The sequence below is a fragment of the Alcanivorax sp. HI0044 genome, assembly GCF_001634945.1.
The window spans coordinates 1-19,137 of record NZ_LWEZ01001406.1 but is presented as its reverse complement, the minus strand read 5'-3'; the positions used below and the strand labels follow the sequence as shown (position 1 = coordinate 19,137).

At 59.0% G+C, this 19,137-nt stretch carries 20 protein-coding genes and 1 pseudogene; 12 read left to right on the top strand and 9 right to left on the bottom strand.

Features of this window, described 5'->3' with window-relative positions; all coding sequences use genetic code 11:
• Positions 1–32: 32 nt before the first annotated feature.
• Positions 33–641, bottom strand: a complete 609-nt coding sequence (locus A3730_RS20800) for a TetR/AcrR family transcriptional regulator (RefSeq protein WP_063538832.1) — start codon at positions 639–641, stop codon at positions 33–35.
• 156 nt (positions 642–797) lie between these two features.
• On the opposite strand from A3730_RS20800, the gene A3730_RS20795 reads away from it, so the two are divergent.
• Positions 798–1,718 carry a glutathione S-transferase family protein gene (locus A3730_RS20795; RefSeq protein ID WP_063538831.1) on the top strand — a complete coding sequence of 307 codons (921 nt, stop codon included), beginning with the start codon at positions 798–800 and terminating at the stop codon, positions 1,716–1,718.
• 10 nt (positions 1,719–1,728) lie between these two features.
• A complete protein-coding gene (locus A3730_RS20790; RefSeq protein ID WP_063521428.1) occupies positions 1,729–1,944 on the top strand; it encodes a VF530 family DNA-binding protein in 216 nt (71 codons plus the stop codon).
• 40 nt (positions 1,945–1,984) lie between these two features.
• Here the strand turns inward: A3730_RS20790 and A3730_RS20785 are convergent, their stop codons facing one another.
• Entirely contained in the window at positions 1,985–2,800 is an 816-nt protein-coding gene (locus A3730_RS20785) for an arylamine N-acetyltransferase (RefSeq protein WP_197477554.1), read from the bottom strand.
• Positions 2,801–3,083: 283 nt separating this feature from the next.
• Here A3730_RS20785 and A3730_RS20780 point away from each other — a divergent pair, with 283 nt between their 5' ends.
• The gene (locus A3730_RS20780) at positions 3,084–4,220 is read left to right on the top strand and encodes a GGDEF domain-containing protein (RefSeq protein WP_063520863.1); all 1,137 of its coding nucleotides are present in this window, start codon (positions 3,084–3,086) and stop codon (positions 4,218–4,220) included.
• Between the two features lie 138 nt (positions 4,221–4,358).
• Positions 4,359–6,155 carry an amidohydrolase family protein gene (locus tag A3730_RS20775; protein WP_063520862.1) on the top strand — a complete coding sequence of 599 codons (1,797 nt, stop codon included), beginning with the start codon at positions 4,359–4,361 and terminating at the stop codon, positions 6,153–6,155.
• 95 nt (positions 6,156–6,250) lie between these two features.
• Here the strand turns inward: A3730_RS20775 and A3730_RS20770 are convergent, their stop codons facing one another.
• Together A3730_RS20770 and A3730_RS20765 are read right to left on the bottom strand one after the other, a co-directional pair.
• On the bottom strand, positions 6,251–7,141 hold the full coding sequence (locus tag A3730_RS20770; RefSeq protein WP_063538827.1) for a haloalkane dehalogenase: 891 nt from the start codon (positions 7,139–7,141) through the stop codon (positions 6,251–6,253).
• A 253-nt stretch (positions 7,142–7,394) separates the two neighbouring features.
• Positions 7,395–8,348: an aldo/keto reductase gene (locus tag A3730_RS20765; protein ID WP_063520398.1), complete on the bottom strand. Its 954-nt coding sequence runs from the start codon at positions 8,346–8,348 to the stop codon at positions 7,395–7,397.
• Positions 8,349–8,622: 274 nt separating this feature from the next.
• On the opposite strand from A3730_RS20765, the gene A3730_RS20760 reads away from it, so the two are divergent.
• On the top strand, positions 8,623–9,519 hold the full coding sequence (locus tag A3730_RS20760) for a recombination-associated protein RdgC (protein WP_063520399.1): 897 nt from the start codon (positions 8,623–8,625) through the stop codon (positions 9,517–9,519).
• 178 nt (positions 9,520–9,697) lie between these two features.
• Here A3730_RS20760 and A3730_RS20755 read toward each other — a convergent pair whose 3' ends face one another.
• Positions 9,698–10,264, bottom strand: a complete 567-nt coding sequence (locus A3730_RS20755) for an ATP-dependent zinc protease (RefSeq protein WP_063520400.1) — start codon at positions 10,262–10,264, stop codon at positions 9,698–9,700.
• 224 nt (positions 10,265–10,488) lie between these two features.
• On the opposite strand from A3730_RS20755, the gene A3730_RS20750 reads away from it, so the two are divergent.
• The 6 genes from A3730_RS20750 to A3730_RS20725 all read left to right on the top strand — a co-directional run bounded on the left by A3730_RS20750 (position 10,489) and on the right by A3730_RS20725 (position 15,103).
• On the top strand, positions 10,489–11,202 hold the full coding sequence (locus tag A3730_RS20750; protein WP_063520401.1) for an alpha/beta fold hydrolase: 714 nt from the start codon (positions 10,489–10,491) through the stop codon (positions 11,200–11,202).
• Entirely contained in the window at positions 11,199–11,414 is a 216-nt protein-coding gene (locus A3730_RS20745) for a DUF1653 domain-containing protein (RefSeq protein WP_063521267.1), read from the top strand. Before A3730_RS20750 ends, A3730_RS20745 begins: the two co-directional genes overlap by 4 nt.
• Before the next feature lie 100 nt (positions 11,415–11,514).
• On the top strand, positions 11,515–12,867 hold the full coding sequence (locus tag A3730_RS20740) for a DEAD/DEAH box helicase (protein WP_063538825.1): 1,353 nt from the start codon (positions 11,515–11,517) through the stop codon (positions 12,865–12,867).
• 278 nt (positions 12,868–13,145) lie between these two features.
• Positions 13,146–13,760: a paraquat-inducible protein A gene (locus tag A3730_RS20735; RefSeq protein WP_231880724.1), complete on the top strand. Its 615-nt coding sequence runs from the start codon at positions 13,146–13,148 to the stop codon at positions 13,758–13,760.
• Positions 13,750–14,274: a paraquat-inducible protein A gene (locus A3730_RS20730; RefSeq protein WP_063538823.1), complete on the top strand. Its 525-nt coding sequence runs from the start codon at positions 13,750–13,752 to the stop codon at positions 14,272–14,274. Before A3730_RS20735 ends, A3730_RS20730 begins: the two co-directional genes overlap by 11 nt.
• Positions 14,261–15,103, top strand: a complete 843-nt coding sequence (locus tag A3730_RS20725; protein WP_063521247.1) for an intermembrane transport protein PqiB — start codon at positions 14,261–14,263, stop codon at positions 15,101–15,103. The genes A3730_RS20730 and A3730_RS20725 overlap by 14 nt, the downstream gene beginning before the upstream one ends.
• A gap of 171 nt (positions 15,104–15,274) precedes the next feature.
• On the opposite strand, the gene A3730_RS20720 is transcribed toward A3730_RS20725, so the two are convergent.
• The 3 genes from A3730_RS20720 to A3730_RS20710 all read right to left on the bottom strand — a co-directional run bounded on the left by A3730_RS20720 (position 15,275) and on the right by A3730_RS20710 (position 17,771).
• Positions 15,275–16,027, bottom strand: coding sequence for an SDR family oxidoreductase (locus A3730_RS20720; RefSeq protein ID WP_063521246.1), 753 nt, complete (start codon positions 16,025–16,027; stop codon positions 15,275–15,277).
• Between the two features lie 223 nt (positions 16,028–16,250).
• On the bottom strand, positions 16,251–16,928 hold the full coding sequence (locus A3730_RS20715; RefSeq protein WP_063520220.1) for a histidine phosphatase family protein: 678 nt from the start codon (positions 16,926–16,928) through the stop codon (positions 16,251–16,253).
• A gap of 3 nt (positions 16,929–16,931) precedes the next feature.
• A complete protein-coding gene (locus tag A3730_RS20710) occupies positions 16,932–17,771 on the bottom strand; it encodes an SDR family oxidoreductase (RefSeq protein WP_063520221.1) in 840 nt (279 codons plus the stop codon).
• A gap of 137 nt (positions 17,772–17,908) precedes the next feature.
• Here A3730_RS20710 and A3730_RS20705 point away from each other — a divergent pair, with 137 nt between their 5' ends.
• Entirely contained in the window at positions 17,909–18,841 is a 933-nt protein-coding gene (locus tag A3730_RS20705) for a LysR family transcriptional regulator (protein ID WP_063520222.1), read from the top strand.
• Positions 18,842–18,948: 107 nt separating this feature from the next.
• Here A3730_RS20705 and A3730_RS32770 read toward each other — a convergent pair.
• Positions 18,949–19,137, bottom strand: a pseudogene (locus A3730_RS32770) (IS110 family transposase); the annotation flags it as partial.

The following is a 19,137-nucleotide window of genomic DNA, read 5'->3' as shown; positions in this document are numbered from 1 at the left end:
TAGCGGGCACGGTTGTGTTCAGTGTGGTTGTGTCAGCGTGCGAGCATGTTATGGGTCAGCGTCATGGCCTGATTCATGGGCTGCGCATTGCGGTGCAGCTTGGTCAGCAGGCTGGCGCCCAGCCATAGCTGGTAGAGGTTGCCGGCGGTCTGCTGGGCTGGCTGCGGATGCAGGGAGCCATCGGCAATGGCGGCGTCAATGCAGTTGGCAATGCGCGCCATGACTTGCTCGGTGCCATCGCGCAGGGTGATGCGCATGGCTTCGGACAGGTCGGCCACTTCGGCGCTCAGTTTGACCACCAGGCAATCGCGCAGGCCGGCGGGGCCGCAGTAGTTTTCCTGCCAATCCTGCCAGTACCGCATCAGCCGGCTGATGGCCGGGGTATCGTCATCGGTGAAGCGGGCGTCCAGGTCTTGCACGTAGCTGGCAAAATAATCTTCCAGCAACGCCTGGCCAAATTGCTCTTTGGACTGAAAGTAGTGGTAAAACGAGCCTTTCGGCACGCCGGCGGCTTGCAGGATGGCGCTCAAGCCGACGGAGCTGAAACCGCGGGCAGCCAGAATGTCACGGCCCGTATCCAGCAGGTGCTGGCGGGTGTCGCGGTGTTTATCTGGCTGATTGATGGCGGTTTGCGTATTCATGGGCGGCACTTTAACAGCTAATTAGACCGGTCGTCTAGTTACGAGGTTATAAATATTGCCAGTTGCCAACGCAGAGGCGCAGCAATGGATGCTTGACCTTGTCGTGCGGGGATATGAGGCTTGCCGTACACCGACCACTTCATTCAGGATGCCTAGATGTCAGAACTGATTCTGCACCACTACACGCTGTCCCCGTTTTCCGAGAAAGCGCGTGCCATGCTGGGTTATGCCGGCTTGCAATGGCAGTCGGTCACCGTGGCGGAAATGCCACCGCGCCCCAAGTTGGCACCGCTGGCCAGTGGCTACCGGAAAATCCCGGTGGCGCAGATTGGCGCGGATGTCTTTTGTGATACCCGCACCCTCAGCCGAGAAATCGCCCGGTTGGCAAACAAGCCTGAGCTGGTGGTGGAGAATTGCAGTGAAGAGGTGCAGGCCTTTGTTAGTGAAGTGGACTTGCAGATTTTCCTGGCTTCAATTGTGACGGCAGGGAATATCACCCTGTTGCGCCGGGTGCTGAAAGAGTCGTCGCTGCTGGACCTAGGGCGCCTGTTGCTGGACCGGATCAAGATGGGCAGCAAGTCGAAAGTGAAAGCCGAGAGTCCCCGCGTAATGCGTCGCAAGGTGGCCGCGCATCTGGATCATATGGAAACCCTGCTGACGCAGGACTTCCTGTTTGGCGATGCCCCCAATGCCGGTGATTTTTCCGCGTACCACAGCTTGTGGTTCCGCCGTGACCTGGCCGGGCGAAACATTGCGGCCAGCCACCCGAAAGTGGATGCCTGGATGAATCGCATGCAGGCCTTCGGGCAGGGTACGCGCAAGGATATCAGTGCGGACGACGCACTGGAGATTGCTCGACAGGCGGCCCCTCGCGACTTGCCTGCCCAGGCTGAGCAAGAACCATTGTTGGGGCAGCCGGTGCGAGTCGCGCCGTCAGACTATGGCCGTGATCCGGTGTTCGGCGAGCTGTGTTATTGCGATGAAAGCACGCTGGTGGTTCGACGCGATGATGCCGTGGTGGGGCAGATTCAGGTGCATTTTCCCCGCGACGGGTTTGTTTTTTCCAAAGCAGACTGACGGGAACATAATGAGCCAACCGAATAATCCGTTACATGGCGTCACCCTGGAAACAGTGGTGACGCAACTGGTTGAGCATTACGGCTGGGAGGAACTGGGAGACCGCATCCGCATCAATTGCTTTATCAGCGATCCGTCAGTGAAATCCAGCCTGAAGTTTCTGCGCAAAACGCCCTGGGCCAGAGAGAAAGTGGAAGCGTTATTCATCGATACCTTCTCCGAATGAATTGCATCCAATTTAAGCTGCCATGAGAGTAAGGCATCGGTTAAAGCAAAGCCTTATCGGTCAGTGCAGCTTGCAGGTCTTGCTCCAGCCCTTGCAGATTAATCTGAAAGGTATCGGCTAGCAGGCGAGTCATCGCCTGCGGGTCGGTAATGTTTTGCTTGTCACTGCGCCCGTCCGGGTAGCGTATCGTATAGAGGCCGTTCAAGAGTGTGTGACGGCGATCCATGTCGGTGCGCACGGCAATCAGGTTATTGACGAATTTGGACGCCGGGTGGCAGGACACGTACCAGTTGGCCATGTCGAAATCGATGGGCCATTGCGTCATCAGGTCGAACCGGTACAGCAGCCGCCAGCGGCTGCCCAGCTGCACCTCAATGCGGTAATGATTGTTCTCCGGAAGAACACGAAAATGCTCCAGCGGAGTGCGTTGGGCTGCCCGGCTGTGCAGCCTTAATGGCGCTGTCGGTGTCATCCCGCCAAACCCCACGTCGCTCAGGTAGTCCTCATCCTCGATGGTTACCAGCAACAACATATGTGAGCGTGGTGGCTGCGCGTCCTCCGGCTGGTTCCAGTAGACCCGGGCGGTAATCCCGCGCACGGTGAAGCCCAGCTCTGTAAGCACCGCCATGAATAACAGGTTGTTCTCAAAGCAGTAGCCACCCCGTCTCTGCTGCACCAGCTTGCGTTCCAGGCTGGCCAGATCCAGTGGTACTGGCTTGCCAAGCAAAGGGTTCAGGTTTTCAAAGGCAATATGCAGCAGGTGGCATTGTTGCAAGGCGCGCAGCGTGGCCAGAGTAGGCGTTCGCTCACCGGTATAACCGACACGTTGGCAATAGGCATCCAGATCAAGGGGCATGGCAGACTCCGGGTTCGTCAACAGGAAGGGGGAGGGTACGGCCTCAACCGAGGTTGAGGTAAAGGGGGAAATGCATACCCAGCACTCCCGCGATAACGTTTCGTGTGCGATATCGGTGCTCACATTATCGCCGCTTTCCGACCATTGGTAGCAATGGCTGCCCCAACGTAGTTTACGCTGGCTCCGCGGCGGCTCCCTGAATGACATAATTCCGGAAAGAGTGTGAAATGAGTCACGGTTGCTTATGCGAAAAGCCGCTTCGAGATCACCGGCGATTTACCGATTGCTCGACTGGAGTGACAGCGAAAAATGCCTGTTGCTGTCGGTGTTGCTGTCTGTCTACATGCTTTTCTATCTGGCCTGGCATCTGGTTACCGCGTTCTTCACTGACTTCGGTGCGCAATATATTTCCCCCGCTGGGGCCAGGCAGTTTACCGGGGTGTTGTTGTTCAATGTGATCGGCTATCTGGTGATGATTGCCTGGGCAGCCGTGTTGCGTAAAAAACGGCGCCAGTCACGGTTGTTCGTGCACTGTTTTGTGCAGTTTTTCGGGGTCAGCTTTCTGTTGCTGGGGCTGATGTTAGGGCTGTATAGCCCGATCACGGGAATGGTGCTGCTCGGTTCACCCCTAGTGGGGTTTATCTTGTTTGGCTTCCGGCCGGTGGTCTGGAGCTTCACCGTGAGTACGCTGATGGTGTTGTTACTGGCCTGGTTGTCGGCCAGCGGTTATGACATTTACGCGTTGTATTTCCGTGCCGACCCCACCGCCAAGGATTCCCTGTCCTATTACTGGATTGCCAGCACCGTGGCTTTTTCGGTGCCTTTCGTGACGGCGGTACTGACGTTGGTGTCCCTGCTGCTGCGCCGCTGGGTGCACCGTGAAGCCCAGGTGAGGGCCATGGCGGTGCAGGATCCGCTCACCGGGCTGGCAAACCGGCGTGCCCTGTTTGATCAGTTTGCCCATGAAATTGCCCGGGCCCGGCGCGCCGGGGAAGACCTGTCGGTGTGTGTGCTGGACCTGGATCACTTCAAGCAGATCAATGACCGCCATGGCCATGCTGCGGGGGATACCGTACTGGTGCGGGTGGCGGAGCGGCTGCGCCAGACCCTGCGGGAAACCGACCGCATCGGTCGCATTGGTGGCGAAGAGTTTGTGTTGGTGTTGCCCGCTACCGGCCGAATGGGTGCAAAAAATGTGGTGGAGCGCTGTCGCGCGGCACTGTACGACACTCCCATCGTTCTGGACGATGGCACTGCGCTGACAGTCAGTGCCAGCTTTGGCGTGGTGGTTGCTGCTCCGGGCATGGAGGCAACGGCATCCCAGCTGGTGTCCCAAGCGGACGAAGCCCTGTACCAGGCCAAGCAAAGGGGCCGCAACCGGGTGGAATTCTGGTCGGCAGTCACCAGCGCAACGGCCTGAACCTGTCCCTGATTAACCATTTCCTGTCGCGCATTGGCCGGGTGTCTTTGCACCGTCTTCCCTATTGTTGCTCTTCACGCTGGCGCCAGTGCGCGCACTATTTCGTTCTATCCAATAACAACACCGCGGCGGAGTACCATGCAGCAATACGTCTACGATATCGTGATCAACCATGGGCAGTTCTTTGATGGCAGTTGCCGGGACGGGGTGATTCGTCATTTGGGAATCCGGGATGGGCGGGTTGTCACCATCAGCGACGTGCCGTTGCCGTTACACGCTGCGCCCAGAGTGTATGACGCCACCGGACAGTGGGTGACGCCGGGCTTTATCGAAACCCATAGCCATTACGATGCCGAGGTTATTGCCACGCCGTCATTAAAAGAATCGGTGCGCCACGGTGTCACCTCGGTGCTGATTGGTTCCTGCTCCATCAGCATGATCAATGCCCAACCGGAAGATTGTTCGGACCTGTTCACCCGGGTGGAAGCGGTGCCCCGGGAAGCGGTGCTGCCGATTCTGGAAGAGAAAAAAAGCTGGCGGGATGCCGCCGGGTATCGGGCCTTTTATGACAGGCAGCCTCTGGGTCCCAATGTGGGGTCCTTTGTGGGGCACTCCGATATCCGCGTGGCAGTAATGGGCCTGGAGCGGGCGACTTCACCGGAAAAGCCCAGTGAAGAAGAACTGCAACAGATGGAGTGTTTGCTGGAAGACGCCCTGGATGCAGGTTGTATCGGACTGTCATTGATGACCACCCGGCTGGACAAGGTGGATGGCGACCGCGCCTGGTCTCGCCCCTTGCCCTCTACCTATGCCCGCTGGGGAGAGTTCAAACGGTTATTCCGTATCCTTCGGCGCCGTAATGCGGTGATGCAGGGAGCGCCGGATGCGGTGAAAAAAGTGAATGTGCTGCGTTTCTTGTGGCAGGCCCATGGGCTCTTCCGCCGCCCCATGAAGTGCTCCATGCTCACTGCGCTGGATCTCAAGTCCAACCCCTGGTTGAACGTGGTGACCCGGTTGAGCGGCTTTGTGGCGAACCGGGTACTGCGGGGGAATTTTCGCTGGCAGACGCTGCCCGCGCCATTCACCTTGCACCTCAGTGGTTTGAACGTGAATGCGTTCGAGGAATTTTCATCCGGCGAGTTACTGCGCGACTACAAGGATGAAGAGGCCATGTACGCGAAGGTGGATGAGCCCGCTTTCCGCAAGCTGTTCAAGAAGCACGTTAATGCCTTGTTCACCAAAGGGCTATGGCATAGAGATTTTAGCGACTGCTGGGTGGTGGATTGCCCGGACACGTCGTTAATTGGCAAAAACTTTGAAGAAATCGGAGCGGTTGAAGGCAAGGATGCGGTGGATGCCTATTTCGATCTGGCGGTGCAGTATCGCAATGAGCTGCGCTGGAAAACCAATTACGGCAATCATCGGCCGGAAGTCATGCACAAGCTGCTGGCGAGCCCGTACACCCATGTGGGTTTTGCTGATTCCGGCGCGCACCTGGAATCCATCGCCCAGTACAACTTTCCGCTGCGATTACTGAAATATGTGCGCGATGCAGACGAAGCCGGCTTGCCGTTTATGAGTGTGGGGGAAGGAGTGAATGCGGTGACCGCCGATCTGGCGGACTGGTTTGGCCTGCGTGCGGGGTACCTGCGTGTGGGAGCCCGTGCGGATGTGGTGATCGTGAACCCGGAAGGGTTGACCGGCGAGCTGGACGAGGTGAGCTGGGCTCCACTGGAAGGCACCTCCCTGAACCGTCTGGTCAAGCGCAACGATGAAGCCGTGACGGCGACTATTATTAATGGCCGGGTGGCCTATGACCGTGTTCAGGGGTTCGATGAGCACCTGGGGTACGAGCGCGATTTCGGGCAATTCCTGCCGGGCACGGAAGTCCAGGCCCGCCCCAGTCGTGTGGAGTCCGGCCTGCAAACCGCCTGACTGGTTGCCGGATGCTTTTTTGTCAGGCATCCGGCTTCCTGCGTCAGGTAAATGGTCTGAGGACTGCCCTGCAAGCTAATCGTGCAGAACCTTGCCTAGTCCATTTTTTTCAGCAAGCTGTTCACCGCCTGGGCAAACTGCACCGGGGAATCCTCTTGCAGGAAATGCCCGCCCACCAATGTTTGATGCGGCTGCCCCTGGGCGCCGGGAACGCGCTCCTGCATGTATTTGTCCCCGCCACGGGTAATCGGGTCGCCGTTGCTGAAGGTGGTCAGGAAGGGTTTTTGCCATTGCTCCAGAATTTTCCAGGCCGCCCGGTTGGCGTCGCTGGCCGGATCGTGCGGGCTTACTGGCACCAGTTTGGGAAAGGCTCTGGCGCCGGCCTTGAATTTTTTATTGGGGAACGGCGCGTCGTAAGCCCGGCGTTCATCTGGCCCTAATGTCTTGAAAGTGCCGCTGCCGATAATCCGGGCGATGGGAAAAACCGGGCTGTAGATGGCGAAATTCTTCCACAGATGAAAGGCCTTCGGCACCGATTGATCACCGGTGGGCAACATGCCGTTGCCCACCACAATGGCGCGAAAGCGTGATTCGTTTTCTGCGGCCAGGCGCAGTCCGATCAGTGATCCCCAATCCTGGCAGACCAGGGTGATCTCGGTGAGATCCAGCTGGTCGAGCAGCGATTTCACCCAGTCCATGTGGTTCTGGTAACTGTAGGCATTGATGTCGGTGGGCTTGTCGGATTTGCCGAAGCCGATCAGATCCGGGGCGATCACGCGATGGCCGGCGGCGGCGCAGATGGGAATCATGTGTCGGTACAGGTAGGACCAGGACGGCTCCCCGTGCAGCATCAGCACCGGTTTGCCGTCGGTCGGCCCCTCATCCACGTAATGCATGCGTAATCCGCCCACATCCACGTAGTTCGGTTCGAAGGGGTAGTCGAGCAGGCGTTCAAAGCGGGAATCCGGGGTGCGCAGGTAATCCATGGCCGATCCTTGTCAGTACGGGTATCGAGGTATGGGTAAGGAATACCAGTAGATGCCGGGATCGGCCATGTCGTTACAGGACAGTCGGCGTTTTGTTTAGGGAACCTTTGTAACCCCCTGGTCGCCCTGATTTTCTGTGGGAAGTGATGCTTGCATCACGAATAACGGCGTTGTGTGACAGAGTCTTTCGCGATGCAAGCATCGTTTCCCACCGTCGAGCTGGCGTTTTTCAGAGTTTCCCTGGCGTACGGCCCTACTCATCCCAAAGATTGGTAAGGGTGTAATCGCTGCCCGGCTGTGCCCAGAAACCGCCGTCCACGTAGCGGCGATGCTTGTCCAGTGCGCCGATGGCGTCCATGTCTGCGTCACTGAGTGACAGCTCGGCGGCGGCCAGGTTTTGTTTCAGGCGTTCCGGGTTCACCGATTTGGGGATCACTACGGTGTCGCGGTGCAGGGCCCAGCTGATCAGCACTTGCGCCGGGCTGGCGCCGTGGTGGTCAGCGATTTCGCGGATTACCGGGTCTTCCAGCAGTACCGGTTCGTCCTCGGCTTTCAGGCCGGCGGGGCGATCGAAGGAACCCAGCGGGGAATAGGCGGTGAGGTGAATGCCTTGCTGTTGGCAGAACGCCAGCATCTCCTTCTGTTGCAGATAGGGGTGCAATTCAATCTGGTTCATGGCCGGTTTGTAGCGGGCCTTGCCGATCAGGTCCTGAAGCTTTTTTACGCTGAAATTCGATACACCGATCTGCCGGGTCAGGTTGTTGTCCACCAGCGCTTCCATGGCCGCCCAGGTGGTTTCCACCGGCAGCTCCTTGAGAGACACCATGTCGTCTGCGGATTTTGGGAAGCGCACGCCGGGCTTCAGGGCCACGGGCCAGTGCATCAGGTAAAGGTCCAGGTATTCCAGTTGCAGGTTGCGCAGGGTGGTTTCCAGTGCCGGTTGCACATCCTCCGGCGCATGATCACTGTTCCACAGCTTGGAGGTAATCCACAGCTCTTCGCGGGTTACCGTGCCGGCGGCGAACACATCGTTCAGCGCCTTGCCAATCTCGTCTTCGTTGCCGTAAATATGAGCACAGTCGATATGGCGGTAACCGGCCTCAATGGCGCTTTTCACCGCGTTATAGACTTCGCCGGGTTCGGATTTCCAGGTGCCCAGACCCAGCATGGGCAGGGTGTCGCCATTATCGAAAGTCAGCGTTTTCATGGTTTGCTCCTGTAAAACGTGCGGGTCCCGGTTGGCGCCGGAGCCAAAACGGGAAACGATCTGCCATCCTACTACTGGGACTTTCCCCGGCGCCGTTGGGTTCCTGTCGAATCCTTGCTCGATTCTCCACCGGTGGGCTCTTTTCCTGATTCCTGGCTCCAACGGTTTCCCTGCTTGAGCCGCCCCCGGCATTTCGCTACTGTGGCCGACCGGCGTTGGCCGCCCTCATTATCGGCAGTGCCTTTTCTCACTGCCCCTGCTTTTGGAAAATTCTATGTGGATCAAGAACCTGACTGTCTTTGTGGGCGAAGAAGCCTTCCCCTGTTCCGTGGCCGAACTGGATGAAATTCTGGACCAGAACCGCTGCCAGCCCTGTGGTTCGCAAACCGAGCGTACCGAAGGCTTTGTGCCGCCGCTCAAGGGGCAGGACCCCATGGCCTACGCGGTGGACGGGTTTATTTTTTGCACTTATCAGGAAACCGCCCGCCTGTTGCCCGGGCCGGTGATCAAGGAGCTGCTGGATGAAAAAGTGGAGCACATCCAGCAGGAAGAAGGTCGCAAGGTAGGGCGTAAGGAAAAGGCGGATCTGAAAGAGCAGATTACCTTTGAGCTGATGCCTCGGGCGTTTACCCGCTCGCGCCGCACTTCCCTGCTGATCGATACCGAACGCAAGCGGGTGATGGTGGATTCTTCCTCCGCCAGTCGCGGTGAAGAAGTGATCGCCTGCCTGCGTAAAGCCATCGGCTCCCTGCCGGTGGCGTACCCGGCGCCGAACTCTGCCCCCTACACCAGTTTCAGTAACTGGCTGCGGGATACCAAGCTGTTGCCGGAAGGCTTCACCCTGGGTGACCGCTGCGAACTGAAGGGCGTCAAGGACGAAGGCGCTGCGGTGAAGTTCACCGCCGTGGATCTGGGCCAGGAAGAAATTCTCGCGCACCTGGAAACCGGCATGGTCGCCACCCGCATCAATCTGGCGTGGCAGGATTCCCTAGAACTGGATATCAATGAAAAGCTGGAGATCAAGCGCATCAAGCCGCTGGATCTGTTGCAGGAAAATATTGATGCGCTGGATGCAGACGATGCGGTAGCAGAGCTGCAGGCGCGCATCAGTTTGCAGGGCACCGTGCTGCGCGAAGCGCTGGATAGCCTGTACGGCTATTTTGAGGTTTAAAAGAAACGCATCACGCTGCATGCATCAAGCAACACTCATCGCGTAAGAATGCGAAGAAAGTGATCTTGTTCAGTAACGCCGTACCCGCGCTAAAGGTTTTGCGCGGGCACGGTCTTTCAATTCCCAAGAGGGTTAGCCCGCGTTGTTGCGTGGTGCGTCAGGCGTGAGGCATCTTGCGCTAGTCATTAATGTCTTCATCGTCTTTCTGGTCCTTGTCCATCTTCACCGGTGAGTTCTTGTCGCACTGCGGTGAATGCTGGAAGGTCTGGGTCACGTCCAGATAACCAAGGTGGGAAATGGTACGGCGGCCCAGCAGGATCGGGTAGATCATGTCCGAGCGGTCGTTCAGGGTGAACTGCTCTTCGTACACCGTATTGCCCATGCACACTTTCATCAGCACCACCGGGCGACGTTCCGTGCCACCGGCACCGCGAATCAGCACCTTGCGGTAACGGGGCTTCTCGAAGGTCTTTTCCACTTTTTTACCGGTGGCTTCGTCCACCACATCCACGGTAAAGCGAACCCAGTCCTCCCCATCTTTTTCGAACACCTCTACGTCGGTGGCATGGAGGGAAGAGGTAAGCGCGCCGCTGTCCAGCTTGGTTTTCAATTCCACCCCCCAGGGCACCAAAGTGGATTTTTCCACCCAGCCAAACACCTTGGGGCTGTCCGGTGATTTCGCCATGGCCATGCCGGTGCTGCTCAGCAGTGACGCAGTAATGAAAGCGATGAGTCCTTTTTTCATGGGCGCTCCTTGATCGTGAAAGCCTTGTGCGTAAAACGGTGGGTGCCGGAACACCCTGTTGGCAGGGTATGACTGTAATCGCCGCTGACCGTTCCCTGGCAAATCATTGACTCTCTGGCTGCCAGCGATCGCCAGCCAGCCATCCCGACCCCTCTTTTACAGGTTACCATTGTTCCATAATGCGCCGTTGCTCAAGGCGCCTGAAAAAGGCCGGAGGGCCAGAGATGACACCAATTATCGCACCACCATCAATCAAGCTGCTGCTGGGTGAAAGCCGCGCCGCGTGGGCCTATGGGCGCTACCTGTTGCGGGGGCTGGGGCACCGGCAATTGCCGCCGGGGAAAGGGCAGCCGGTGCTGGTTTTGCCCGGTTTTGGCGCCAGTGACGTGAGCACACGGCCACTGCGCAAGGCCTTGTCCCGGTTGGGGTATAACGTTTACGGCTGGGCCCAGGGCACCAATACGGGCATCAACAGCAAACGTAAAAACCTGTTAGTTACCCATCTGCAGGCGATCAACACGCGCCACGGGCAACCGGTGGCGCTGGTGGGCTGGAGCCTGGGCGGGGTGTTTGCCCGGGAATTGGCGCGGGCCTTTCCCGATCAGGTGAGTCAGGTGTTTACCCTGGGCAGCCCCATCAATGGCGACCCGGAGGCCAACAACGTCTCCACGCTTTTCAATCTGTTCAACCCGAACCGCCCACCAGCGGACCGGGAGGCCTTTAATCAGCGCATCGCCGCGCCGCCGGTGCCCTGTACCGCCATTTTCACCCGGCAAGACGGTATCGTGGCCTGGCAATGCAGCCAGGAAGAAGAAGGCCCGCTGACAGAGAATGTGGAAGTGCAGGGCACCCACGTGGGCCTGCCCTGGAACCCCCAGGTGCTGGCGGTCATTGCCGAGCGCCTGGCGCGAAGCCCATTACCGGGAGATCTGCCATGAGCGCACTACAGCCCGGCCGCTATCGGCACTTCAAGGGCAACGAATACCAGGTGATCGGCCTGGCCACCCATTCCGAAACTGGCGAAACCGTGGTGGTGTACCATCCGCTCTACGGTGATCAGGCCCTGTGGGTGCGCCCGCTGGCCATGTTCACCGAAACCGTGGATCGGGAAGGCAAGGTGCAACCCCGCTTCGCGAGGATAGGCGATTAGCGTCAGGCGTCAGGCTTTAAGCATTTGGCGTCCGTTAACTTTGAACTTTCAACTCCACTGGATGCTACAATGGCGGCCTTATTCATGGAGTTAGCCCGTTATGTCTTCGTTTGCCGACCTGAACCTGCACGAGCGCCTGATCAAGGCACTTGGCGAGCTGGAAATTACCACCCCGACCCCTGTTCAGACGGCAGCGATTCCGGCGGCGCTTGAAGGCCGTGATTTACGCGTGGTGGCCCGCACCGGCAGCGGTAAAACGGCGGCGTTCCTGCTGCCCATGCTGCATCAGCTGCTCCAGTATTCCCGTCCGCGCACGGATACCCGAGCCCTGATTCTGCTGCCCACCCGCGAGCTGGCCCAGCAGACTCTAAAGCAGGTGGAGGCCCTGGGCCGTTACACCTTTATCAAGGCAGAGCTGTTGACCGGCGGTGAAGACTTCAAGGTGCAAGCCGCCAAAATGCGCAAGAACCCGGAAATCCTGATTGGCACCCCGGGTCGCCTGATCGAACATCTGGACGCAGGCAACCTGCTTCTGCAGGACCTGGAAATGCTGGTGCTGGATGAGTCCGATCGCATGCTCGACATGGGCTTCAACGACGATGTGCTGCGCCTGGCCGCGGAATGCCGGGCCGAGCGGCAGACCCTGCTGTTCTCCGCCACCACGGGCGGTAACGCCATGGAAAACATGATCAGCAGCGTGCTTCGTGATCCCAAATCGCTGGTGCTTGATTCCGTACGTGACCTGAACGAGTCCGTCAGCCAGCAGATCATCACCGCCGATGACGTGAAGCACAAAGAACGGCTGGTGCAATGGCTGCTGGCCAACGAAACCTATGAAAAAGCCGTGGTGTTCACCAATACCCGTGAGCAGGCTGATCGTCTGGGTGGGGTGCTGGTGGCCTCGAACCTGAAAGTGTTTGTGCTGCACGGCGAGAAAGATCAGAAAGACCGCAAGCTGGCCATGGACCGCCTCAAGGCCGGTGCTGTGAAAGTGCTGGTCGCCACCGACGTGGCTGCCCGTGGCATTCACGTGGACAGCCTGGATTTGGTGATCAACTTCGACATGCCCCGCAGCGGCGACGAGTACGTGCACCGTATTGGTCGCACCGGCCGGGTAGGCGGTGAAGGCACCGCCATTTCCCTGATCGCCGCCCACGAATGGAATTTGATGGCAGGCATTCAACGCTACCTGCGTCAGAATTTTGAATACCGTCTGGTGGACGCCCTGCGTGGCAACTTCCTGGGGCCGAAAAACCTGAAGTCCAACGGCAAGGCCGCCGGCAACAAAAAGAAAAAAATGAAGAAAAAGGCAGATGCCAAGAAAGGCATCAAGAAACCCGGTGCCAAGAAAAAAATCGCCAGACCCAAACGCAATGCCAAGCCGCCCACGCAGGACACCAAGGGTGGCTTCGCCACAGTGAAACGGAAAAAGACCCCCGGGCCACTGGATTGAGAGACGCTGCACGCAACACGCTGCAGGCAACAACACGAAGCGGAGCCGTACAGGTTTTGATAGATGAGAGGCCGCGCCCTTATTCCGGGCGCGGCCTCTCACGTTTATAAAACGACAAGCCTTGATCGCGTTGCTGCGTGAAGCGCGTCGCATGAAGCGTCTCTTTTAAAACTCCGTAAAATTCCTGCCCCCTTCACGTTCTTTCGGCGCCTTTGCCGTCATTCTGGTACGGTTATTCCAAGGAGGTGGCTGTGCCGGAACAGAAGGGGGTGGAGTCGATGTCTGCTGATACACTGCTGTGCCCGGATTGCGGCACGCAGCTTGCCGTGCCTTCTCGGCGCGCCCGAGGCGCCTGGCGCTGCCCCTGTTGTGATTCCCGGTTGAGCGGTGCCTGGACGTTGCGCCCTGATTCCCTGCTGGCACTAACCGTGGCGACGGCCGTGTTATGGTTGCCGGCCCTGATCCTGCCGTTGATGCGCCTGGAAAACCTGGGCCTGGACCGTGAGGCCAGCCTGCTGGATTGTGTGCTGCGGCTCATGGAGGGCGTTTACTTTCCCGTCGGGGTCTTGCTGCTGTTTACCCTGGTTTTCATGCCGCTGCTGAATTTGCTGTCTGCAGGGCGCCTGCTATGGGCCGCCCGTGGTCATACGCCCTCGGCGCAGCCGGATCCCTTCTGGATGAAGATTTACCGGCAAAGCCGGGAATGGGCCATGACGGATATTTTTCTGCTCGGCATTCTTATCGCCATGACCAAACTCGGTGACATGGCCACCGTGACTCCCGGCCCTGGTCTGTTTTGTCTGGTGGTGGCAGTGTTTTTGCGTTTGATCGTAGAAACCCTGGCGCAACCGGATCAGTTGCAACGGTTACTGGAGGCGCGCAATGGCGATTAATCCGCCCCCGAGGCAGCAGCGTGCCCTGGCCTGGTCATTACTGATTGCCGCTATGGTCTGGTTAGTACCGGCCAACGTGCTGCCGATCATGGCGGTTACTGAAACCGGGCGCGGCAAGGCCAGCACCATTGCCGATGGCATCTGGCAACTGTTCGAAGCTGGCATGCCGGGTATCGCCATCATTGTTTTTGTTGCCAGCCTGTTGGTGCCGCTGTTCAAGGTGCTGGTGCTGGCGGTGATCTACTGGCGAGCACCGCGCGAAAATAATCCACTCACCAGTACCCGGGCGTACCGGCTGGTGTACTGGATTGGTCGCTGGTCCATGCTGGATGTCTTCGTGGTGGCGCTGCTCGCCGCTGTGGTGGAATTCGGCAATCTGGCCCGGGTGGAGCCGGGGCCGGGTATTATCGCCTTTGCCCTGGCCGTGGTGCTGACCATGTTGTCCGCCCACGCCTTTTCTCCCCAACAACTCTGGATTCAAGACCCTGACGGAGCGGACCATGGACACGCCTGAAGTGAAACATTCCCGCTGGCCTTCGCCTATCTGGCTGGTGCCCTTGCTTAGCTTGCTGGTGGCCGGCTGGCTGCTGTATGACCAGCTTTTGCAGCGTGACGTGCAAATAGAAATTACCTTTGAAAATGGATCAGGAATCAAGCCGGGGGTAGACCTGCGCTACCGGGGTGTGCCGGTGGGCAGTGTGGATGAAATCGTACTCAGTGATGACCTGAAACACGTGACCGTTCATGCCAGCCTGAATCGGGATGCGGAAAAACTGGCTCGCGAGAAAAGCCGCTTCTGGATTGTAGAGCCGGAGCTGGGCATCGCCGGGGCGCGCAATCTGGATACGCTGGTGTCAGGCAAATACATCGCCGTGGAGCCCGGTGGGGGAGAATCAAAAAAAGAATTCGATGGGCTGGAAACACCGCCAGAGCAACAACCGAACCTGGGCTTGAAGATAACCCTGGTGGCCGATCACCTGGGCTCCCTGAAAAAAGGCCGCAAGATTTATTATCGTGATTTGCAGGTGGGCACCATCGGTGAAAGCGAACTGAGCGAAGGGGGCCGCTTTGTGGAAATTCAGGCCATCATCGAACCGAAATACGCCAAGCTGGTACGCAGCAATACCCGCTTCTGGAACAGCTCCGGGCTCACCGTGGACATCGGCTTGTTTAAAGGCGCAGAAGTGCAGGCCAGCTCCCTGGAGAATTTACTCCGTGGCGGCATCAGCTTCGCCACCCCGCCAGAGCCGGGCCCGCTGGCGAAAGCGGGGGAGCGCTTTGATCTCTACAAACAACCGGAAGACGACTGGCGCGAATGGGCGCCGATCATGAAATGGCAGTGAAAGGCAGTTGAAAGTTCAAAGTGAAAAGTTAAAACGCGAATGGGTGATGCAGCGAATCGAAAGATGTTATGGCCGCGATTAAAGGAGTAGGGCGCGCGCGGGGTTGGCTTGTCCGTGTAGCACTGCCTTCCTCGCGCATTTCAACTTTGAACTTTACACTTTCAACTGAGGCTACATAATTTTTCCAACCATCCTCAACGGCAGGTTGCGCATGGCGAAGCCCAGTGGGCCCCAGGGCCAGCCGGGAACGGAGGCGTTTTTGCTTTCTTTCTCGATGGCTTTCACCAGTGCCTTGCAGCCGGTTTCGGTGTCCACCAGGAACGGGGTGTTTTTCACTTTTTCGTTGATCTCGGAACGGATAAAACCGGGGAAGATCGTGGAGACCTTGATCGGTGAATCCTGCAGTTCCACTTGCAGGCCTTCGGCCAGCATGGCCACGCCGGCCTTGGTGGCGGCATAGGTGGTGAGGTTTTTCTTCATGCCGCGCATGGCGCTGATGGAAGAAATCATCACCAGGTGGCCGCTGTTCTGGGCGCGGAAAATTTCCATGGCCGCTTCGGTCTGCGCCAGCGCCGCCACGAAGTTGGTTTCCGCGGTCTGCCGGTTGGCGTAGAAGTAGCCGGTGCCCAGCGGCTGGCCCTTGCCCATGCCGGCGTTGATGATGACGCGATCAATACCCGCCATTTCCGTGCGGAACGCATCGAACACCGCAAACACCTGGTCGTAATCGTTCACATCCAGCGGCTTGATCAGCACCTTGATAGCCGGGTGCTTTTCTTCCAGCTCGGCTTTCAGGGTTTCCAGCCGGTCCATGCGCCGGGCACACAACGCCAGGTTGCGCCCCATGGCCGCAAACAACCGCGCCATGCCTTCGCCAAGGCCGGAGCTGGCACCGGTGATTAGAATATTCTTGCGTGTCGGCATTACTGTCCCCTTGCTAATGGCTGCTGTAGGAGCACCTCTTGAGGTGCGAACCTCGCGAAGCGAGGCGACAGCGTTTGTGTCGCTCGCTGATGTTTTCTGAAACCTGTCGAGCGTTGATATTCCTGATCGTCCTGCGGACGATTTCCGCGCTGGCGCGCAGTTCGCACCTCAAGCGGTGCTCCTACATAGGTGTTGTAGAAATGTTGAGGTTATCAGGTCGCGCCTATCGATACGTCACCTGCTCGCTCGGCAGATGCAGATGCTCATTCACCGAGACTAGCCTCAGCTTGCCGGCATTCACAAGCACCCGGGTCACACTGGTGTTGATCAGGGTGCGGTTCCAGGTGATCAGGGCTTCGTCAGTAAGCCCCATCAACCGCTGGATGATCACGCTGATGGCGCCGCCGGAGGTGAACACCAGGGCGCTGTCGCCGCTGCTCAGGCTGTTGCCCAGGCTATAGGTGCTGGCCAGTACCCGTTCACGAAAGGCGGGCCAGCTTTCGCTGTAATCGCCGTCGCCGGTCTGCCAGCGGCGCAGGGCCTGCTCAAAGCGGGCCTGGAATACCTTGCGCGGGTGTTCCTGCTGCGCCAGCCACTGGGTCAGCGCCGCCCGGTCGGTGGCCAGGGGCCAGTCCACGGCCAGCAGTTCGCTGTGGTTGTATTCGTTGAAGCCGGTATCCGTATGCCATTCCTTAGCCAGCCCCAGCTCACCCAGGGTCGCTTCCGCTGTCTCCACATGGCGGCGCATGGTGCCGCAGATGGCCCGGGGAAAACCCAGCGACTGGTTCTGCAGGGCACGGCCAAGAATACGGCTTTGCTCCCAGCCCGGTTCGGAAAGCTGGTCGTAATCTTCCTTGCCGAAACTGGCCTGTCCGTGGCGGATCAGGTAAATCACCGGCATAAATCAGTGCTCTTTTTTCTGTTCGCTTTGTTCCAGCTTGCGCTGCAGGCGCACCGCGCCTTTCAGCATGATCCGGTTGAACACAAACGGCAGGAAGCGCTTGATCCAGTAAGCGCGGCGGCCGCTCTTGTGGGGCAGCAGGAAAAACTGTTGTTTGGCCACCGCCTGCTTGATCATTTCAGCAATCTGGTCGGCGGTGAGCTCGTCGCTGGACAGCAGCTTGTCCACGGTTTCGATCATGCCCGGTTCCGGGGTGCGCATGGACTCGTGCAGGTTGGTGCGGAAAAAGCCGGGACACACCACGGTGGTATGAATGCCATAGGGGGCCAGTTCGAAACGCAGGGTTTCCGACAGGGAAATGACGCCCGCCTTGGTCACGTTATAGCTGCCCATCACCGGTGCATGCAGCAGCCCGGCCAGGGAGGCGATATTGACGATATGCCCGTGGCCCTGGCGTTTCATCATCGGCACGAATACCTTGCAGCCGCGCACCACGCCTTTCACGTTGATATCGAAAATCCAGTCCCAGTCGGCCATGTCGCCACGGTCGATGCGGGCAGCACCGGCCACCCCGGCGTTGTTGACCAGCACGTCCAGCCCGCCCCAGTTCTGCTCCAGCCATTCGCGGGAGTTATTGAAGCTGGCGGCGTCGCGCACATCCAGATACTGGTACTGCAATTCGCCGGGCAGATCCTTGAGGGCGGCCAGGGTTTCGGCGGCCCGTTCCTGGTTCACGTCGCCGATCAGCACCCGGGCGCCCGCGCGCAGCCAGGCTTCGGCCATGGCGCGGCCAAGCCCGGACGCGCCGCCGGTAATCAGGATGCGTTGCGGGGTCTGACTCATGGTGTGTCCTGTTGTCATGGTGATTTCGGTCGCGGATTGTGCATTAGTCGGCATCAGGGGTCTTATCCATTGACCGATGCTAGTGATGGCGTTTCAATAAATCCAATGAATCCTCGCAATGACCAATGATAAACGCCATGCATGTTTCGCGCTTCGATCTCAATCTTTTCGTGGTCTTCGATGCTATCTATACCGAGGGATCACTGACCCGCGCCGCCAAGGTGCTCAACCTCACCCAACCGGCGGTCAGCCACGCTCTGGGGCGCCTGCGCGACCGCCTGGGTGACCCGCTGTTTGTCCGTCAGGGCAGCCGCATGGTGCCCACGGCCAGGGCGCGGGCCATGGTCAGCCCGGTGCGCCACGCGCTGGGCGGGTTTCAGCGTTGCCTGAGCGAAGAGGGCGGTTTCGATGCCAGCGAAGCGGAGCGCACCTTTGTGCTGGGCCTGCGTGATGGTCTGGAAGGGCAGTTGCTGCCGGCGCTGATGAGCCAGTTCATGGATGAGGCGCCGGGGGTGAAGTTGCAGTCGCTCACCGTGAGCCGCCGGCAAATGGCCACCGAGCTGGCCAGCGGCCGGCTGGACCTGGCCTGCGATGTGATGCTGGCGTTGCCGGAAGCCATCGAGCACCAGGCGGTGCTGCACGGCCCGCTGGTGGTGATGATGCGCGATTCTCACCCGCTGGCCGAAGGCATGGATCTGCCGGCCTACCTGGCCGCCCAGCATGTGCTGGTATCGTCCCGGCGCGAAGGGCCGGGGCTGGAAGATTTCGGCCTGGCCCGCCAGGGCTACCGGCGTCATATCCGCTTGCGGTGTCAGCATTATCAGGCGGCGCTCAGCACCGTGCAGCAAACCGACTTGCTGCTCACCATGCCCGCCAGCCTGGCCGGGCAGCTGCGGCGCCAGGGCCTGGTGCTCAAGCCGTTCCCCGGCGAACTGCCCGGCCTGGAAATGCACCTTTACTGGCACCGTGACCAGAGCGCTGACCCGGCGCACAGCTGGTTGCGCCAGCAAGTGCTGGCCCAGCTGCAAACCATGCAGAACGAAATCGAGCTAAGCGCGCCTTCGTTGTAGGTGCTTTGTCGGGTTACGGCTACGCCTCTCTGTGCCCTTGGGTGAACACGACCTACCTGAAACGCGGTCGAGTAGATACCGTCTCTCCCAATGAACCACAACCCCTCTCAAACGGGCTGTGGTTCATATTCTTTCTGGTGCGCCAGCACGCCGTAAGCGATGTGCACCAGTTTTCTCATGGCCGCGCCCAGCGCTGACATCTTTCGTTTGCCTGCAGCACACAGCCGTTGATATTGGCGCCGAATGCTGGGGTTATGCCGCATCGCCACAACGGCACCCATGTATAACTTTTGCCG

What these genes read in the sequence shown, in the direction of transcription:
- A3730_RS20800 (WP_063538832.1), bottom strand. Translation starts at nt 641, where the DNA reads ATGAATACGCAAACCGCCATCAATCAGCCAGATAAACACCGCGACACC.
- A3730_RS20795 (WP_063538831.1), top strand. Translation starts at nt 798, where the DNA reads ATGTCAGAACTGATTCTGCACCACTACACGCTGTCCCCGTTTTCCGAG.
- A3730_RS20790 (WP_063521428.1), top strand. Translation starts at nt 1,729, where the DNA reads ATGAGCCAACCGAATAATCCGTTACATGGCGTCACCCTGGAAACAGTG.
- A3730_RS20785 (WP_197477554.1), bottom strand. Translation starts at nt 2,800, where the DNA reads ATGCCCCTTGATCTGGATGCCTATTGCCAACGTGTCGGTTATACCGGT.
- A3730_RS20775 (WP_063520862.1), top strand. Translation starts at nt 4,359, where the DNA reads ATGCAGCAATACGTCTACGATATCGTGATCAACCATGGGCAGTTCTTT.
- A3730_RS20770 (WP_063538827.1), bottom strand. Translation starts at nt 7,141, where the DNA reads ATGGATTACCTGCGCACCCCGGATTCCCGCTTTGAACGCCTGCTCGAC.
- A3730_RS20765 (WP_063520398.1), bottom strand. Translation starts at nt 8,348, where the DNA reads ATGAAAACGCTGACTTTCGATAATGGCGACACCCTGCCCATGCTGGGT.
- A3730_RS20760 (WP_063520399.1), top strand. Translation starts at nt 8,623, where the DNA reads ATGTGGATCAAGAACCTGACTGTCTTTGTGGGCGAAGAAGCCTTCCCC.
- A3730_RS20755 (WP_063520400.1), bottom strand. Translation starts at nt 10,264, where the DNA reads ATGAAAAAAGGACTCATCGCTTTCATTACTGCGTCACTGCTGAGCAGC.
- A3730_RS20750 (WP_063520401.1), top strand. Translation starts at nt 10,489, where the DNA reads ATGACACCAATTATCGCACCACCATCAATCAAGCTGCTGCTGGGTGAA.
- A3730_RS20745 (WP_063521267.1), top strand. Translation starts at nt 11,199, where the DNA reads ATGAGCGCACTACAGCCCGGCCGCTATCGGCACTTCAAGGGCAACGAA.
- A3730_RS20740 (WP_063538825.1), top strand. Translation starts at nt 11,515, where the DNA reads ATGTCTTCGTTTGCCGACCTGAACCTGCACGAGCGCCTGATCAAGGCA.
- A3730_RS20735 (WP_231880724.1), top strand. Translation starts at nt 13,146, where the DNA reads ATGTCTGCTGATACACTGCTGTGCCCGGATTGCGGCACGCAGCTTGCC.
- A3730_RS20730 (WP_063538823.1), top strand. Translation starts at nt 13,750, where the DNA reads ATGGCGATTAATCCGCCCCCGAGGCAGCAGCGTGCCCTGGCCTGGTCA.
- A3730_RS20725 (WP_063521247.1), top strand. Translation starts at nt 14,261, where the DNA reads ATGGACACGCCTGAAGTGAAACATTCCCGCTGGCCTTCGCCTATCTGG.
- A3730_RS20720 (WP_063521246.1), bottom strand. Translation starts at nt 16,027, where the DNA reads ATGCCGACACGCAAGAATATTCTAATCACCGGTGCCAGCTCCGGCCTT.
- A3730_RS20715 (WP_063520220.1), bottom strand. Translation starts at nt 16,928, where the DNA reads ATGCCGGTGATTTACCTGATCCGCCACGGACAGGCCAGTTTCGGCAAG.
- A3730_RS20710 (WP_063520221.1), bottom strand. Translation starts at nt 17,771, where the DNA reads ATGAGTCAGACCCCGCAACGCATCCTGATTACCGGCGGCGCGTCCGGG.
- A3730_RS20705 (WP_063520222.1), top strand. Translation starts at nt 17,909, where the DNA reads ATGCATGTTTCGCGCTTCGATCTCAATCTTTTCGTGGTCTTCGATGCT.